The sequence below is a fragment of the Xanthocytophaga flava genome (assembly GCF_030068545.1).
Taxonomy (GTDB): domain Bacteria; phylum Bacteroidota; class Bacteroidia; order Cytophagales; family 172606-1; genus Xanthocytophaga; species Xanthocytophaga flava.
This window is the reverse complement of record NZ_JASJOR010000003.1, coordinates 405436-423146: the sequence shown is the minus strand read 5'-3', so window position 1 is coordinate 423146 and position 17711 is coordinate 405436. Positions and strand designations below refer to the sequence as shown.

The window sequence follows — 17711 nt, the reverse complement described above, 5'->3', positions numbered from 1 at the left end:
AAAGGAACCCGTGACAAGACCGGCGGCCTTTGGATGCTGAATAAATCTCTTTCACTCCGAAACCAAGCATGGCTCTATTTGTCACGCCTGTCCCGCTACAGCCTTGTAGTGGGCGGGATGGTCCTTTCAAGAGGACAGAGAGGTGTTTTTCCCTTATTTACAGACCTCATTTCCAGAAAAGAAAATGCTTACAACAATACCTCACAGTTAGGTAGTAACTCCTTAAAGTTTTCCGGTAACTTTACTATCGACTTTTCGCCATCTTTAAATACACTATCGTTATTGTAACGAAGATCCAGCCACTCCAGATTCGTTAGTTTCAGAATACCGGTAGGTAAGGAATCGAAGCGGTTTAAAGACAGATCCAACCGTTTTAATTTAGTTAACTTCCCAATCTCCTCAGGCAGGCTTTTCAAACTATTGGCTGAGCAGTCCAGTTCTTCCAGATTCTCAAATACAGCAATCTCTTTAGGTATAGTTGCAAACTTGGTATTGTGTAGATTCATAATCCGGATCTTTGCCGCTTCCGGATGGTCAAACGGAAACTTAACTCCGGTTTTGACAGGAGACAAGATCACACTCTCTGGCTTTTCCAATTTCCAGTTATTATACCCTACTCCTATATGAAAATCAAAATGATCGCCTTGTGTCAAAGCTTTTAGGGCTTTAATCCGTTGGGGGCCTCCTTGTTTGAAATGTACCAGAATATATGATAAGCCTTTCTGATAATGAGAAAAAAGCAATAACCCAAACTCTGCAACCCGTTCTCTGCTCACAGACTTAGCCATCTTTTCCAACTTGGTACGAACATCTTTCTCTTTCGTCGTTTCCAGATTGGTAAAGCTTTGTTTATCATTCAGTACTTGCACCCACTCCACTGAACCCTGTGTCAGCAGAAGCTTTTTTGCCTCTGCACGTACTTTCGCATCAGAGCTGGTCTTTTGTACAAGGAGTAATTCATCAATTATATTGGAAGGAACACCTCCTGTTTTCAGCATTTCCAGCCCCAGTAATACCGAAGAATCATCTTTGCTGGTTAGCAGCTTACGAAGGCTATCAGCCATCTGCTGCCCTCCGGTAACTTCTTCCTGAACCAGAAACTTTTCTTCTGAATCTACTTCCTTCAGTACCTGATATAACTGAGATTCCAGCAAAAACTGATAGGAATTACCCTTGAATATAGCCCCGAGGTCTGTCGGCTTTTTACCTAATGCAATATGGGTTACATCTACATCAAACTGTGTAGTAAGAGGTACAGCTATCTTGCCAAGCTTTTCTTTTATCGCTGTTTTCTTCTCTGTAAAATCACCACAAAGCCATACTTTGCCAGCCTGCATAGCCTTAACAGAGTCATTGTTCAGCTTGTGATCCAGTAACTTTTGCTGTAACTTATCCAATAATCGTTTATGTGGAATACAAAGCCCCTGAAACATTCTGTAGATAGGCCATACATCAGGAACATGTAAAACCCTTTGCTGATCTATTTCTATCATGAACCATTTTTTATCCTCACGATCCAGGTCACTTTTTGCTATAGCTTTATAAAAAGTGATTTTATCTTCCAGGTTAAACCCTTTTACAAAAACAGATGACCAGAAAGAGCCATACATGCTGATAGGGAGTGCTTTTTTTGCATCCAGTATAAACCACTGATCACGTATAGGATTGTTGCTTATTACCACCCCTTGTAATTCAGGTATTGAGAAGGTAAAATGAAAGTCTTCTATTTGATTATTGTCCAAACTCACACTTTCCAGCTTGGTCATTTTGCTCCAATCAGCGGGTACATGTTTAAGACTGGTATATGAGATAGAAAGCTTTCTCAGATTGGCTAAAGAGCAAAACCAGTCAGACAATGAAGTAATTGTTCCTTTATAGATAGAAAGAGACTCAAGCACTTGACAATCCTTCAAATCATCCGGAATACCATCTATTTGTGAGATAGACAAATCTGTCAGTTTCTGGCATGATCCAATACCAGTAAGCCAGTTTTGCTGGCAATCAGTTCCTATATGTAGACTTCGTAAATTTGGTAGCTGACTAAATACGGGTCCATATCCACCAATCTTGTTCTGTGTAATATGCACTGTTTGTAAGGAACCAGGCCAGCATTTGGGATTTGACCAGTCATCGATACGAGTATCTTTTAAGGATAGATAGGTCAACTTATTGTTTACTTGTAATTCAGGCAATGTCTTTAATGGAGCTTCCAGAGTCATACTGGTTAAAGCTGACATTTTATTTAAAACATGACCTGGTAAAGTATTCAATGTATCTGACCAAATCTGTAATGATTGAATAGTAGGTGTAATAAAATAAGAAGGAAACTCCGTTAAATCTTTGATTCCCAAATATAAGTTCTGCAGTTTAGGCAAGTCTTCTTTTGCACTACCTGTTATAGCAGGCAAAGGGTCAGCCAGAAAGGTAAAGTCGACCAATTCTCTACATTTCTTGAGTATATCCAGATTGGTAAGAGTGGTAATTTCAATCCTCAGGCTATGTAACTTCTTCAGAGAAGGCAGATTGTCAGGCAACTCTTCCAGCATCATTTTCTGAAATATCAGTGTACTTACCTGTGGCGCTTTGTCCAGGATTTCTTCTACCTGCTTTTTGGTTGCTTTCCGATCTGCAATAGTCAGGTAAGAGGTATATGAAAGCTGCTCAAAATCTCTTTCCTGTAGCTGATCAATATTTTCAATATACATAGCTGTATAAAAGTTAGCTGAATACGAGTTACTGCAAACAAAAATAAACTATTTCACACATTCAGCAGGTCAAAAGAAACAAGAAAAGCAATAGCATTATTACGTCTGCATGGTTTAGAGATGTTATAGTAGCTTATACTAGAAAACTCTCTGAATCTCTGTTATTTACCTTTATCAAATAAATGTGACTAACTTACGTTATTCTACACACAACTACTTACTCTCAGATATAAAACCATGAAATACTTACTGCTGGCCTGTGTGTTTTGCTTTACCTCCTGTGCTGTTGAATATGCACCACATTGCAAACCACCCAAGAACAAAAGTGCCAAGGCATTGTATAAACATCCTTATTCTGCCGGAAGATAAGAGGTCCTGAATGCCTCCCGGTTATGGTATAGGAGTGCTTATTCTGATACATTCTTTATCTGATTCACACAGTTTGTCTTGTATTGCCATAAGCTATATAGAACAAAACATGACTCATCATAAATTTTAGATGTGAGCTTATTTTACAAAATCAGCGCCTATTCCTAACTTGGTTTATTGTCTCTTACATCACTCTTCTTGTGGCCTCTTACTTTCTTGCTTGCTCAAAAACAGGGCACCAAATGAGAATTTGGTGAGCCAGATTGGTGTGTTAGCAAAAAAGGGCACTTTTCTCCGATCCTCCCCCACACAGGCCAAAGGCCAACCTCGCGGAGAAAAGATTACCATCGCATCTACAACACTGCCACACACGATTGAAGGAATCGCAACTCTCTTTGTAACTACGTTGTTTCTTTTTTAAATTTGGAATGAGTCATATTGCGTTTTTAGGCAGTAAAGTTCTTATCTAGATTAGATGCCCGAAAGAATAGATGTCTGTGTAATTGGTAGAAAAATCTCAAACACAGCTCCTTCATTCTCTACTCCACTTGCTCGTATATGTCCACTATGATTCTCCACAATTCTTTTGCAGATGGTCAGTCCAATTCCATTACCCTCAAATCCAGCATCCGGATTAAGCCGCTGGAAGATAGTAAAGATTCGTTCGGCATGTTCTGAATCAAAGCCAATTCCATTATCAATCAGAACAATGTGGGCATAGGCAATATCTGTCTGTAGAAATCCATAGACTTCTGCGTCTTCTTCGGCTATATAGTGGTATTGTATTTCTACTGTAGGCTTCTGCCTGGTAAACTTCAATGCATTCCCAAGCAGATTATAAAAAAGCTGATTCATCTGTAAAGGGACAGCTTCAATAACAGGTAACGGGTCAACAGAAACTACAGCCTCTTTCTCTGCAATTAAAAGTTCAAAATCTGCCAGGACTTCCTGCACAATCGTATTCAGATCTGTCTGTTCAAAGGTTAACTCTATGTGGGCTACTTTTGAATACTTCAGAATATCATTCACCAACTGTGACATACGATTTGCAGAAGCAATCACTCTGTCAGCATACACCTGGCTTTCTTCATCTTCCAGCGAAAGTCTCTTGCGTATCAGTTTAGTAAAGACCTGAATTTTCCGGAGTGGTTCCTGCAAATCGTGACTGGCAATGTAGGCAAACTGTTCGAGTTCGGCATTGGTCTTTATCAGTTGCTCATTGATATTTTTCAGTTCGAATGTTCTGATAGCTACACGATCTTCCAGTATTTCCTCCACTGTTTTCTGATCATGAATATCTGTGCTCGTCATAATCCAGCTATCCATTTGTCCATGCCTTCCCCGTAAGGCCGTGCCCCTGGTCAAATGCCATCTGTATTCACCATCATACCGTTGGTAGCGATGTTCATAAATAAAATCTTTCCCGGTTTGCAGAGAGTATTTCCAATGCATCATACTCTCCTCTTTTTCATCCGGATGCACAAGATCCAGTAACATATACTGAGTTAGTGACTGTTCCAAATGTCCAAAATAGGTATGAGCAAAAGCATTGTAAAAGTGATTGTTACTCTCTGTATCCAGACTCCACACTAACAGTGGCATGCTGTTGGCCAATAAACGGAAACGTTGTTCACTTTCCCGAATCTGTTCCAGTGCGGTAGATAGCTCAGTTACATTGCTGGCAACCATCATTACCTTAGTCACAATACCATTGTGTTCCTGTAACGGCTCCAAGGCCAGGGTAATGTATAGTTTTTCTAAGGTATCTGCGCGTTTGATTTCCACTGGCCATTGATCTACTACACGTCCTATCCCACTCTGCAACACCTCTCTAACCATAGTCTCAAATCCATCATCTGAAATCTCTGTAAATGCAGAAAGATACGGTAGTCCTATAACCTGTTCACTTGTCTTATTCCAGTAATTGAGCAGCATGGTATTGGCTACTTCAATAATCAGGTCCTGACCACGGAAAATTCCTATTGCAACAGGAGCCTGACGGAAAATACTTCGCAGCTCTTCTTCTGTCTTTTTCCGGCCCTGATGAATTTTAATCAGTGCACTCACCTTGGTAAGTAATTCCTTTGCAGAAAATGGCTTAACCAGATAATCGTCTGCCCCCCAGTCCATGCCTTCCAGACGCGATTCCTGCCCAGCTCTGGCCGATAGTAAAATAACCGGAATCTGATAACCACTCCGTAATCGGATTTGCTGTAACATCTCTCGCCCATCCATGACAGGCATCATAATATCACTGACAATCAAATCAGGAGTTCGAATTTCTATTTTATCAATGGCCTCTTGTCCATTTGTAGCAAACTCAAGAGAAAAATAAGGTAAAAGCATTCGTTGCAGGTATTGTCGCATATCAGCATTGTCATCCACAATCAGCACATGAATGTGCTTCTGAACTGCAATAGGCTCTATCTGACTATTGTCAAATGGATTATCCAGTATTTGATCAGAAGCTGACGTACTTTCCCAACTCTCTTCTGCTATGTTCTGTGTTCCCAGAAGGCTCATAGCCTCCAGAATAAATGTTTGTTTCTGAGAAACGACTTTTGGCAGGTTTTTACCTTCAGAAAGTTGCTCTATAGAAAGATGGTCTTTACCTGTTGGAATAGACACCGTAAAAGTAGTGCCTTCTCCAAACACACTGGAAATTTGAATCTGTCCATGATGTAAATTCACCAGCTCATACACTAATGAGAGACCAATCCCTGTACCTTCATGGGTCCGTCCCTGTGAATTTTCGACCCGGTGAAAACGTTCAAACATATGCGGCAGTTCTTTTTCTTCAATACCAACCCCAGTATCTGCAACCTGTACTACTGCCTGACCGTCTTTTTCAAATACAGAAACTGTTACTCTACCCTGTAGGGTATATTTAAATGCATTGGAGAGCAGGTTTAATACAATCTTCTCCCACATATCCCTATCTACATATACAGGCATCGCCTCAGCAGGCCTTCTGACTTGTAGTTCCAAGCCAGCACTCTCCATGACCGATCGAAAGGTAGAAGCCAGATCTTCAGTCACTTCTCCTAAATCCACTTTTTCAAAGCTGGCTTTTACCCTCCCTGCTTCCACCCGGCTAAAATCAAGCAAGTTATTAACCAGTTTCAGAAGTCTCAGCGCATTCCGATGCATAGATTCAATATCCAACATGGTAAGTGTATTCCGGGACTTTTCAATCTGTTCCTCCAATGGCCCAAGTAACAGTGTAAGAGGTGTACGAAACTCATGGCTCACATTGCTAAAGAAAGCAGTTTTCGCTTTGTCAATTTCAGCCAACTGTTGTGCCCGCTTTTGTTGCTGCTGATAGGCATCTACGCTTGAGAAAGCAGTGGAGATTGCATTCGAAAGCAACTCAAAAAAGTTTTGGTATTCCTGATCCAGGGCACGTCCTCTACTTACACCTGCGACCATAAACCCATATGGCTTTTCCTGTCCGGGAATTTGAATAGGAAAAATGAATGCAGTGTGGGGTGGTTGTTCAAAGGGGCCAGACTGGAAGGAGCCAAAACGTTCCTCCAGGTTACTAACCAGTACAAAGTCCTGGCTTTCTAGTACCAGGTCAAATGGCCAATGCGTTTCATCGGACGTCTGAGTGTCTATCTGCGGAAATTCAAGTGCTCCCTGACTGGTTCCTGAAGACATCTGAAGAGTTGCCAGACCTGTTTTGGAATCCAGTTCATAAAGCTGGATGAAGGGCAAATCATAGGTTAATGAAGGATGAATAGTTGTTAGCTCTCTTACCACCTCACTGTTAGTCCGGGCTTTACCGATATGGACAGCTACATCACGTAAAACCTGTGTCCGTCTGGCACTCAGAATCTGTTCTGTTGTCTCTGTGATGGGGTGAAAAATGCCTCCCACATTTCCAGATTCATCCCGGATAGGCGCAAAAGAGAATGTCATGAATGCCTCTTCCAGGTAACCATACCGATCCAAAAGCATCTGCTGATCCTTAATATATGTCCCCTCTCCAGCCAGACCGCGATCAAAAGCACCTCCCACAACAGGCAATGCCGTTTCCCAGCATATTTTAAAGTTTTGCCCCATCGACTCCGGATGCTTAGCACCGCAGATAGGCCGATAACTGTCATTGTAAATCTGAATCAGCTCTGGCCCCCAGGCAATCAGTATGGGAAAGGTTGACGAAAGACAAAGACTTACAGTAGTCTTTAAACTCTGAGGCCAGTCTTCAAACGGACCAAGTGGTGTCTTTGACCAATCCATTGAACGTATCAACGCCCCCATCTCTCCGCCTCCTGATATAAAAGAATGGCTAGATGCTAAGTCCTGCATGCTATTTCCCGAAATTTAGTTTGATTGTAAGCTATTTATCTTCCGGCCCTTCCCTAAAATCATCGTACCTGCTTTATTTTCCAAAACAGTGTAGAAGATCTGTTCAAACTCCATTGCTACTATCTAAAATAACGACAGGAGAAAAAAATATTGTTCTGCTTTTTTATAAAGCAGCTAAAAGGCTGAATAAGAAGGACAAAGCAAAAATAAGGATTGTTATACTTATTTTTTTGTAAAAATAACAGAAAAAAGGATGTGGCTATTATTTTATATTTTCAGACAGGCAACTCATTTCCAGCAATCAATAGACAAACAAAAGCAGCCAACTACTATAATTAACCAAATATATTCTATCGACTCTGGGAAACAGGCACCAATTCAGACAAACCGGAAAATATGTCTATCATTTCTTCCAGATCACACGGTTTCTGAAAATAAGCTGTTCCACCTGCCTGCATAAAGGTATGTACACCCTGTATAGTTTTTGATGTAGAATAAGCAACGATAGGCAACTGAGTATAATCGTGACACCTTCTTAAGGCGATCAATGTCTCTACACCATCTTTAATAGGCATATTGATATCAAGCATGATCAGTGAAACAGGAGGTAAATCCAGAGGCCTATTTGTCAGATAATCCAGTAATAGTTGTCCATTGTTAGCAACATAATATTGCCAGTGGGGGAAATTTTCTTTGAGTACCATACGCAACATGTCTCTATCATCAGGATCATCCTCAGCAATTAAAAGAAAGAAAGTATTTTGCTTCATGTGGGTATGGTGTAAAGCCATTTTAGAGTAAACGGTTTGCTCAGGCCAAAAATACATAGAAAAGAAGAGTATATCTAATAGTCATACCTATTCCTGAGAGGTATTTTCAGGATATACTGCAAATTAGTTACTGACAGCACTTACGGATAAGGATTATCTATATCTATGTAAGCAAAAACCAGGTTGTTTATGAGTAACATTCATAAACAACCTGGCTATATTTTATCCAGAAAGACTATATACTATTTGCTTTCAAAAAGTTTGCTTCTTATCCAGTTCAGGTAAGGCATCATCAATTCGTTTGGCTAGTTCTGGTAACTTTATTGTAGGTACAGCAGGAAACAGATGGTGTTCCAGATGGTAAAACATACTGAATGTTAGTTTATTCTTCCATGTTCCTCTCTGTGTTCTGGCAATTTCTGGTGAGTCATGTGTGTCATGGTGTACAGTCCATACGGCAAAAAACGCCATCAGAAATTCGCCTATCAGCATCACAATGAAATGATAGATCAGAAATGTAATATTAAAATAGAAGATAATACTCACAAAAACTGCCACAGAGAAAAGCTCAAGTAACACATTGCGTACATACTTTTTATTTGCCAGTTGCAAAGTTACTTTGTGTATTAGAAACATATGTACAGGACCATACAGAATAGCTCCATACCATGTCATACCTGCCGATTTCCCTTCATAATCTTCTTCAGACAAGCAATACTTATGATGCCTGATATGGTTATACTTTACCGCATGAATAGAAACCATCATTAGTATGCTATTGATATATAATGACAGCCAGGTGAGTGTTTTGTTGGTTCCCAAAGAATTATGAAATCCATTGTGTACCTGTCGCAAAGCTGTTAAAAAGAAAAAAGCTGAGAAAGGCAATGCCAGCATATAATAGTCATAAAAGACAAACAACCATGAAATCAATGCCCAGGGAATAGTCAGATTATTCTCGATCAGCATCTCCCGAATAGATAGCTGCTGCAGGTCTTTCCATTTTACGGTACGAAGTATTTCTGTGTGAGTCATAGGTATACAGGTTAGTTTTTCTGTGCTTCAATGTAGTATTTATACCCTTGTTTTCAAGCAAGGTAACTTACAATTGAACAGCTTTTATTCACACTTCATGATACAATTCTGCCAATACATTCACTGTGGGAAATATATCCTGTTTACCTCTCATTGATACTACCGACTAACAATATGACAGTCAATAATTTATCAGAAAGATTACGCATCCTTTCCCACCTGGTTGAATTTTAGTTATCCATTACTACCTAAACGTACACTCACCTATGAAATCAGTCATTATTTGTTTACTTCTGCTAACAAGCAGCTATGTTTTTGCACAAAACGAAAATACACTCAGTGTGCAGATCGATGGCAAGGAATTTAAAACCGCTCCCCGTCGCATTCGGATGGGCTCTATATGGTATATCACTGCCAATGCGGTAAAACCCGATAAGTCCTTACGTTTCTGGTTTGCTAACTTTAACAAAACCGAACTTCCCGAAGTAGGTCAATACCTGATTGTGGAGGAAAACTACAGCAACAAAGAGATCAAACAACTGGCAGCAGAAGGCAAATACAAAGGAATTGCATTTGTCAAATATGTGGAAGAAACGAAAACGCCCCGTATGGAATACCATGTAGGCAAGTCACGCCATACAAATGGCGGAGTTATTGAGGTCACCACCTCTAATACCAATGTGATTGAAGGAAAATTCACAGCTAATCTGGATGGCACTCATTTCAAAGAAAAAGCAACTGCAACCGCATTTGGTGGAGTAGGTCGTATCATCAATAAGATGGAAGACAAAGCGGTAACTAGTGCAACCGGTTATGATTCAGACATTGATCCGGAGGGAAATGGATATAAAAGAACAGACCAGAAAGATGAACTGGTACTGACTAGTGGTGTATTTAGGCTGCAACTCACCAAAACAGAACCAGCTAAGTAGAATACTTCAAACAGGTGTATATAAGAGTTGTTCAGGGGATGGATCTACAAATCTCCTGACACTCCTTTTTACTTTGAGTTGTTTTTTAATTTTGTTGTTTTATATTCCATTATTCTTTCAGAGGCTTATTTCTTTTTTTGCCTTCTTCCAATCGTTATTCCATATTCCTTAGCTTTGTTCTACTTGCGGCCTGTTACTTTTTTGCTTGTCCAAAAAAATAACCCAAAAAGGACAAAAAATTCCAAAGCTTCGCCCTACAGGGCTAACGCTAGGCTCGCGGAATTTTTTCAATTTTGCAGGTTTTAGGGGACAATCTTTTTTTTGTGCCTCTCACTTTTCCCTGCCTTCTTACCTTTTTTGTCCTCCTGAAAGGATCTATCTCCTTCCTGTCCTTCTGGAAGAAACTCGTGGCAAGACCGGCGGCTTTTCCGACAGGAGATAATTTTTTCTCTCCAAATCCAAACGCCACTCTATTTGTCACAAGATTCTTTCAGAAGGACAGAGAGTGGATGTTCCTTTCAGAAGGATAGGGAGAGTGTTTTTTCTTTATTTACAAATCTCTTTTCCAGAAAAGTTATGGGACACAATAAGGGTTAACGCTAGGTCCGTAGACTTTTTATTCCCACGCACCTACACGACCTTCCGCGATTGAGGTCATCACGACTCTCTTTGTACCTTTTTTAGCTTTCTCTATAGTTCCCTCACCTCAGATAATCGGCACGGATTGTTCTACAAATCGCTTATAGACACTGGTTAGTATTTCGCTTTTTACAACTTGTTCCTTCCGTATATTGCTAATCCAGAACAAAACTTTAATCTCAAAGCTTTTTTCGGAAATTCCACTAAGTAGTATGTCAGGAGGCGTTGTGGACAGGATGTTCGGGTTTTTCATAATCTCTTCCTGCAAATACGATTTCACTGTTTCCAGATCTACCCCTGTGCCTACCTTAAATATCATTTCTATACGCACATGATTGTTGTTCAATGTCCAGTTCACCACGTGACCTGATAGCAAGTCTCCATTGGGCACAATAATCTCAGAACCTTCTGCAGTAATAAGTCGGCTGGAACGGATACCAATGTCTTTTACACGTCCTTTTTTACTGGCTACCTCAATCGAATCACCGATTTCGAACGGACGTTCGAAAATAAGGATCACGCCCGATACCAGGTTATTAACGATATTCTGTAAACCCAAACCAATACCGACACCCAAAGCCCCCAGAATAATAGTGATTTTATCAATAGGTAACCCGGATGCGGCAATGGCCAGTAAGAATCCTAGTAACAACAGAATCAGGCGCATCACTACCAGACGAGAACCTTTTTTGTCTGGAATAGTTTCATCATCAGTCTCACCAAAGAAAAGTCCAATGTTCTTTTGCAATAAGTTGGAAATATAGATAATGGCAAAGAACAACAGAACATTCCCTAAGGTAAAGGAAGTGTTCCCTAATGACCGTGGACGAGTAAGCAGGCGTTCCAGTGAGCCAAACACCATGCTATACATATTGAGATTGATAGTAAAGATGACCACCCAGAACACAATAGCTATGATCAAAAGCCCTTTGTTAAGCACCTTCTGTATCTTCTCCTGATCAAATCGGGAAGCGATGCCTTTGGAAAGCTGGCTTTTCTTTAAATGCAATTGTATAGCTTCTGTTAACAATTGAATAAACACAGCCAATCCTATGATTTGAGTAATACCAAAAATAGCAGTCATGCTATAGGTCTTGGCCAGACTCAGTCGTCCAAATAAGTTGAGCAGAATGGAGAGAACGTTAAATACAATGTAGATAATAGATACGACACGAATAAAACGTAAGATTGACAATGCCTTGCGTATACGGGAGAAGAACAATAACCCAAATACCACAGAGGCCACATTCAATGCCAGTAACAAAAGTCTTGGCCCTAGTGTTGGAGCAAGGAAGTTGTTGGTAATCAGGAATAGAACATAGAATACAATGATTGCCAGCCAGTAATAAAACAGATTCGTTGGCCAGTTACGCCAGATAAATACTGTAAGCGTAATGAGCAAAAAGAACTGCATCATATCCACATAGGCAGAAGGTGGATGCAGATCAATAAATGGTGCCAGGATCAGAATGACTACTAGTGTGGAAATGACAGGGATACGTTTCAGGTATTGAATTTTTATATCCGAAAGTGCTTCAGTTGCCTGTAGTTTGTCAATCTTCCGGAAGTTAGAAAACACCCACCAGAAGAATAATCCTCCCAGAGCCAGTATACCTAAACGGCTACTCCCGTTTTTATCGATATAGTATTTTAAGATTTTTCGTTGTCCTTCATATGATTTGCGGGCCATCTGTGGAATGGCATCGTCCTGTTTTACAGAACCTGGTGTTTCCCATAAAAAATCATATTCTTTCCCGGCAGTCTTTGCGGCAGACTGCCGCAACATATCCCGTACTTCGTTCTGAAGTTCTATACTTTCAAAGTAGTTGTCCGAAACTACAGCCTGAAGATGATTTATTTTAGCTATATTCTCACTGGTAGCTTTGCGGGACTTTACCCATTTTTCTTTTAATTCTTTTAATTCTGTTGTATACAGATGACTCACACTGGTATCAGAAGTCTGCTGGATTCGCAGGTTAAAGTCACGAGAAAGCTCAACTAGTTGTTGATTCATTTCTTTCAGATCTTTACTATGCTGAATCAGCGTTTTACGCCACTCTTCCAGATCATTCTTCATGTCTTTCAGCAATACAGACATGGTTTCCAGGTTCTTGATATTTATTACCTGTTTGTAAAGTGCCAGATTCTCGCGTATAATCTGAATGTTAGACTTAACCTCAGGCAGATACTGATCGATCTCTCTGGTTGCAAAACCACGCCGGTTACGAAAATTGATACGGTTTAGCGTAGTATACATAGACTCAATCTGACTGACCAGACTATCTACGGTTATAGAAGGACCTTTTGTATTTTCCCTCGGTTTGGCAACGACTGCCTCCGCTCTTTTCGGAAATACCTGCAAGGTCAGACAAACCAAAATCAAGAGAAAATAGGGATATCTCTTCCTGTGTCTTACCTGCTGAAAGGTATTGGCAGAGATTGTATAGTCTGGGATAACCCCCATCTGTTTTGATCGAAATGTTACAATAACTAAAGAATCACTTCTATCCTTTTTTTTCACAAATTGATAAATAAAATCCAGTGCTATACAGATAAACTGCTGAATCAGGATTTTTGTCATACTCCAGTATGGAGATTTAGAGTGTAAACGACGCATTGATTGTCAATAAGTTGAATAAGAAAGCACATATATTCAATTTATCCATAAACGTATGTATGCTGATAGCTGGTTACGAATGGACTTTAAGGTAAAATTCAGCAGCCTATGATTTAAGGCAAATAGCATATCCAACGGATTACTTACCTTATCTATAAAAACTCATATTTCAGCAGATTTTCATTTCGTCCATTTTCGCTAAAAACAGAAGCCCTGCTACTTATTGTATTATAAGACATACAATAAGTAGCAGGGTTGTTTACAAGTAAATTTCAGAATGACGGATTACATAAATTTATAGCTAAAATCAGCTGCGTTTATAGGTCTTGGCTGTATCAGAAGCTTCTTCATTTTTTTCAGTTCTTTAAAGCTCTCAGGCGCAACAAGAGGTTCTTTGCTATGCAGGATTATTTCTTTCAGATACTTTAGTCGTGGCAAAAAGTCGGGGATCTCTTTTAGCTTATCTCCATGAATGGTAATCTTTTGCAATCGGGATAGACCTTCCAGAGCTGATGGTATTACTTCTTCCTTTGTAGTAAAAGAAATTTCCTGCAATTTCTCCGAATGAAGCAACAGCGAATCCTTGATAGCTTCTATATTGCAGGTAGGTAATACCAGACGAGCTAGCCACCCTCTCAGAGGTTCCATCTTTAAAATGGTATTAATCTCTTCATCTGTGAATTGCCACCCATTAAAATAAACATAATGAGACTTTACCGTCAATTCCGCAGCTGCCACCTGAAATAACTCTGTCCGATAGCTATTGGTCAAACTACTTTTTAAATCGAAGAAATCTCTCAAAAATTTGCCTGTACGTTTATAATGACAGACAGCCATCTGAGCTACATCAAAATCGGGAGCCACTCTCTCATACTGTAAATAAGGACAACGTCCCAAACCCAGATTTACCGGGTTTGATAAGATCTGCAATGCGCCTTTGGAAAGCTTAGGAGCCAGCAACTTCCGCAAATTATCCTTAATCTTTTTTTCTCTCGTTGTTTTTGCCACAATCAGCAGATCCGGGACAAACTCATCCGGAATTCCTCCTCCTTTAAGCATCTCCAACACCAGTTCTTCATTCACTGGGTCATTGGACCAAACCAATTTTCGTAAATTTTCAAGTTCCGGTTGTTCCAGTGCAGTCATAAAACCAGGCTGCTCCTGATCCAGAAAAGTATCCAGCTCTGTTTCTGACAGAAAACGATGCGGGTATTTCCAGAAATCAGGAGGCAGGGTTATCTCATCACCTACTACTATCCACTGGGTATCTGCACTTAATTTTTGCTGATAGGTAAAACCACTGGCTTTCAGTTTTTCTTTGTAATAGGTTTTAGCCCGCTTTGTACTGCCAGATATAGAGACCGATAAAGCCCTCTGTTTGTCAGATACAGGTATAGTATCATTCAAAACTGACAGATTATCCCAAACCAACTGCCGGATCTGTGAATTTTTCCTGTTAACCAGACTTACCAACAGATCTTTCACATTGGGAAAAGATGCTAAGGCTTGCTTTCCAGCGAAGATTATAGTTCCTATCAGCTTTCGTTGCTCAGCTGTACACCCTGTTTCCTGTAACAAGTGAGGTAAATCATGAACATAGGATCTATAGTGGGCAGGGATACACTTTTCCTCAATCCAGCTTTCTCGTAAGGAAGGCCAAACGGCCACCACTCCGGGTATAGACTGAAGATGAACATTTTCATAACTTTGGATTTCTGCTAACTGACTCATATGTTGCCAGCTATCAGAAAACTGGCGAAGTCCTGTCCGGCGAATCTCCAATTTTGCCAGGACAGGACAATCATCCCAGGAATCTGGTAATGCAGTTAGCTTTGGCAAATTGAAAATTCGTATTTCATTCAGACAAAGATTTTCTTTTCCCAGATCAGAAAGTTTCTCTAAGTTGAGACAATCTTTGATACTCAAAAAAACAAGCCTTGACAATTGACTCCATGACTCGGGTAAAGTAGACAATTTTGGTAAATTAGTAAGTTCTATCCGGTCCAGAGAAGTATTCTCTTTTCCCAAACTGGGAAGTATTTCCAGATCCGTACAATTCTTAATGGCAACAGAGGTAAGCTTTGTCAGTTGGGCCCAGCACTCAGGTAATGATTTCAGGGACAGTTCTTCCAGATGCAGATCCTCTAGTAAAGGATGAGCTAAAGAGTCTGGTAGTGTTTCAACTCCTGTTCTTCGTATATACAAAGCAGTCAACTGATCAAACTGTTTTATTTCTTCCGGCCATTTTGTCAACTGAGTTAACCCTTCCAATTTCAGCCATTTAAGTTGTCGACTTTGAAAAAGATAGGCAGGCAACGTAGAAATAGGCATATACTCAAAATCTACACGTGTCAAAGCAGGCATGTTCCCAAATGGATTTTCTGCAAAATGACTGGCAAACACCTCCAGATGTGTCAGAGCATCAAGTTGGGTGAAATTGAATATTACAGGAGTCTTTTCATTGGCAATATTTGATAGCTTTAACTCTGTCAACTGTTGCAAATTATCCCAACCACCAGGCATCTGTACTAATGTAGGTAATTTATAAAAATAACATTCTTTTAGGCCTGTTAGTCTCGTCAGATCCGGAAGCACTTCCAGACTATCAGAATTACCAATAGATAAATACGCTAACTGATGTAAAGCCGTAAAGTCAATTGGCAGGGATGGATGCTTATAATTACCAATTTGAAGTCTTTTAAGATTAACAGCTTTATCTACACCTTCTAGTCCTCTCTGAACCCCTGTTACGTTGACTTCCTGTAACACAGGCGATGAAAATAGATTGGGGCTAACCGTAGTATCTTCTCCATTGATCACAAGTTTTTCCAGCACTAATATAGCATCATCCGGAACATAAATAGATTTTAGTTCTGAAGCATATTCTATTTGCAGCAATTCCAATGGGTGCGTCCAGAGAACTTCCGGAATCGTTGTAATACGGCTCCGGTCAATCTTTAATTCTTGTAACGAAAATGCCTGTAACAGTTCCAGTAAATACTCATCGTGATTGATTCGGGAAGGTTTGAACTCTGTCTTATCAAACTCCAGATGAATTCCTTTTATATTAGGTACTCGTGTTTTTAATTCAGAAACAGGGACAGGCTTCGACAGGTAAATAGCTTTCACCTCTTGCCCACTTCCCCACAGATAATAATAATATTGATATTCCAGTTCGAGAGACATAGTTTACATTTTCTTTAGTAATAACCGACTTACTTCCGGATCTGCCATTACCATCTTCAGTGTAGAATTAGGTGATTGCACCAGATCCTGTAACAGTGAAAGACGCAGGTCATTGGGCAGAAAATCTATCTTGATAAACTCCTGTATATTCTTCACCTGCTCAGGTTTTAACTTTATATTCTGAATGGTCAGGTGGTTGATCAAACGGGTACAGATAGTAGCCATAATATCGACACGAAACACATCCTGGTCCACACACTTTTTAACCGGAAGGTATACCTGTCTGGCAAAATCTTTGGCTTCATAAATCTCCTCTGGCGAAATCAGTTCACTCAGATTCTGTTGTACATAGGAAATAAAAGAGGTAACGGTTTCTTCGTCCAGACAGGAAGATGCCAGCATCTGAATCAGCGGCAATTCGTCAGACAAGCTTTTGATGCTGCTGATACTATCAAAAAACTGTACAAGGGATCGAGGCGTAGTTCGGCTACCATGTGCAACTTCCGGATAGGTAAGCACAAAGTTGATCCCTCTCGGGTCTACGCCTGCTTTCTCTGCCCAGAATGCCCATACCTTGCTATCAAACTTCATGGTGATGTGCATCATACGGGTAAGCATGGCATCATCCATAGGTGTTACCGAGTAATTGCCTCCATCAGGATTGGCAGTCAACACAATCTGCCACTGATACGGTAATTTCCAGCTTACCAGTTCGTAATTCTGCAACAATTGCATAATACCTCGCAGAATCCGGTCATCAGCCCGGTTCACGTCATCAATCAATAAGACTCCCGGTCCTGGTTGTGTAGGCACCCATTCCGGTGCACGGAATACGGTTTTCCCATTTTCAATGGCAGGCATTCCAATCAGGTCACCCATTTCCTCAAACTGAGCCGGAGCAATATAGACAAACTGGTAGTTATTATCTTTGGCAATCTGCTGAACCACTTCTGTTTTTCCAATCCCATGCGTCCCCCAGATACAAACAGGTGTTTTCTTGTGTCCTTTCTCTTCTGCTGCCAGATTGGCTCTCAATATATGTTCAGTAAATTTGCGTACTTCCTGCGAAGTAGATTCTACTCCATAGAAAACGTACCCATTAGAAGCTGCCATGTGTGATCAATCGATTTAATAATAGAAAATAGTA

At 40.3% G+C, this 17711-nt stretch carries 9 protein-coding genes; 2 read left to right on the top strand and 7 right to left on the bottom strand.

What is annotated here, in order from left to right:
- Positions 1–188: 188 nt before the first annotated feature.
- Entirely contained in the window at positions 189–2705 is a 2517-nt protein-coding gene (locus tag QNI15_RS07005; RefSeq protein ID WP_314031138.1) for a leucine-rich repeat domain-containing protein, read from the bottom strand.
- 237 nt (positions 2706–2942) lie between these two features.
- Between QNI15_RS07005 and QNI15_RS07000 the strand changes: the two genes are divergently transcribed.
- Positions 2943–3074: a hypothetical protein gene (locus tag QNI15_RS07000; RefSeq protein WP_313986174.1), complete on the top strand. Its 132-nt coding sequence runs from the start codon at positions 2943–2945 to the stop codon at positions 3072–3074.
- A 471-nt stretch (positions 3075–3545) separates the two neighbouring features.
- Here QNI15_RS07000 and QNI15_RS06995 read toward each other — a convergent pair whose 3' ends face one another.
- The 3 genes from QNI15_RS06995 to QNI15_RS06985 all read right to left on the bottom strand — a co-directional run bounded on the left by QNI15_RS06995 (position 3546) and on the right by QNI15_RS06985 (position 9190).
- Entirely contained in the window at positions 3546–7385 is a 3840-nt protein-coding gene (locus QNI15_RS06995) for an ATP-binding protein (protein WP_314031137.1), read from the bottom strand.
- Positions 7386–7735: 350 nt separating this feature from the next.
- Positions 7736–8155 carry a response regulator gene (locus QNI15_RS06990; protein WP_314031136.1) on the bottom strand — a complete coding sequence of 140 codons (420 nt, stop codon included), beginning with the start codon at positions 8153–8155 and terminating at the stop codon, positions 7736–7738.
- Between the two features lie 252 nt (positions 8156–8407).
- The gene (locus QNI15_RS06985) at positions 8408–9190 is read right to left on the bottom strand and encodes a fatty acid desaturase family protein (RefSeq protein WP_314031135.1); all 783 of its coding nucleotides are present in this window, start codon (positions 9188–9190) and stop codon (positions 8408–8410) included.
- 266 nt (positions 9191–9456) lie between these two features.
- Here QNI15_RS06985 and QNI15_RS06980 point away from each other — a divergent pair, with 266 nt between their 5' ends.
- Positions 9457–10122: a hypothetical protein gene (locus QNI15_RS06980; protein ID WP_314031134.1), complete on the top strand. Its 666-nt coding sequence runs from the start codon at positions 9457–9459 to the stop codon at positions 10120–10122.
- Positions 10123–10828: 706 nt separating this feature from the next.
- Here the strand turns inward: QNI15_RS06980 and QNI15_RS06975 are convergent.
- The 3 genes from QNI15_RS06975 to QNI15_RS06965 all read right to left on the bottom strand — a co-directional run bounded on the left by QNI15_RS06975 (position 10829) and on the right by QNI15_RS06965 (position 17677).
- Positions 10829–13342, bottom strand: coding sequence for a mechanosensitive ion channel family protein (locus tag QNI15_RS06975; RefSeq protein ID WP_314031133.1), 2514 nt, complete (start codon positions 13340–13342; stop codon positions 10829–10831).
- Between the two features lie 321 nt (positions 13343–13663).
- Positions 13664–16564 (bottom strand): leucine-rich repeat domain-containing protein, encoded by a 2901-nt coding sequence (locus tag QNI15_RS06970; RefSeq protein WP_314031132.1) that lies wholly within the window; start codon positions 16562–16564, stop codon positions 13664–13666.
- 3 nt (positions 16565–16567) lie between these two features.
- Positions 16568–17677 (bottom strand): AAA family ATPase, encoded by a 1110-nt coding sequence (locus QNI15_RS06965; protein ID WP_314031131.1) that lies wholly within the window; start codon positions 17675–17677, stop codon positions 16568–16570.
- Positions 17678–17711 lie beyond the last annotated feature (34 nt).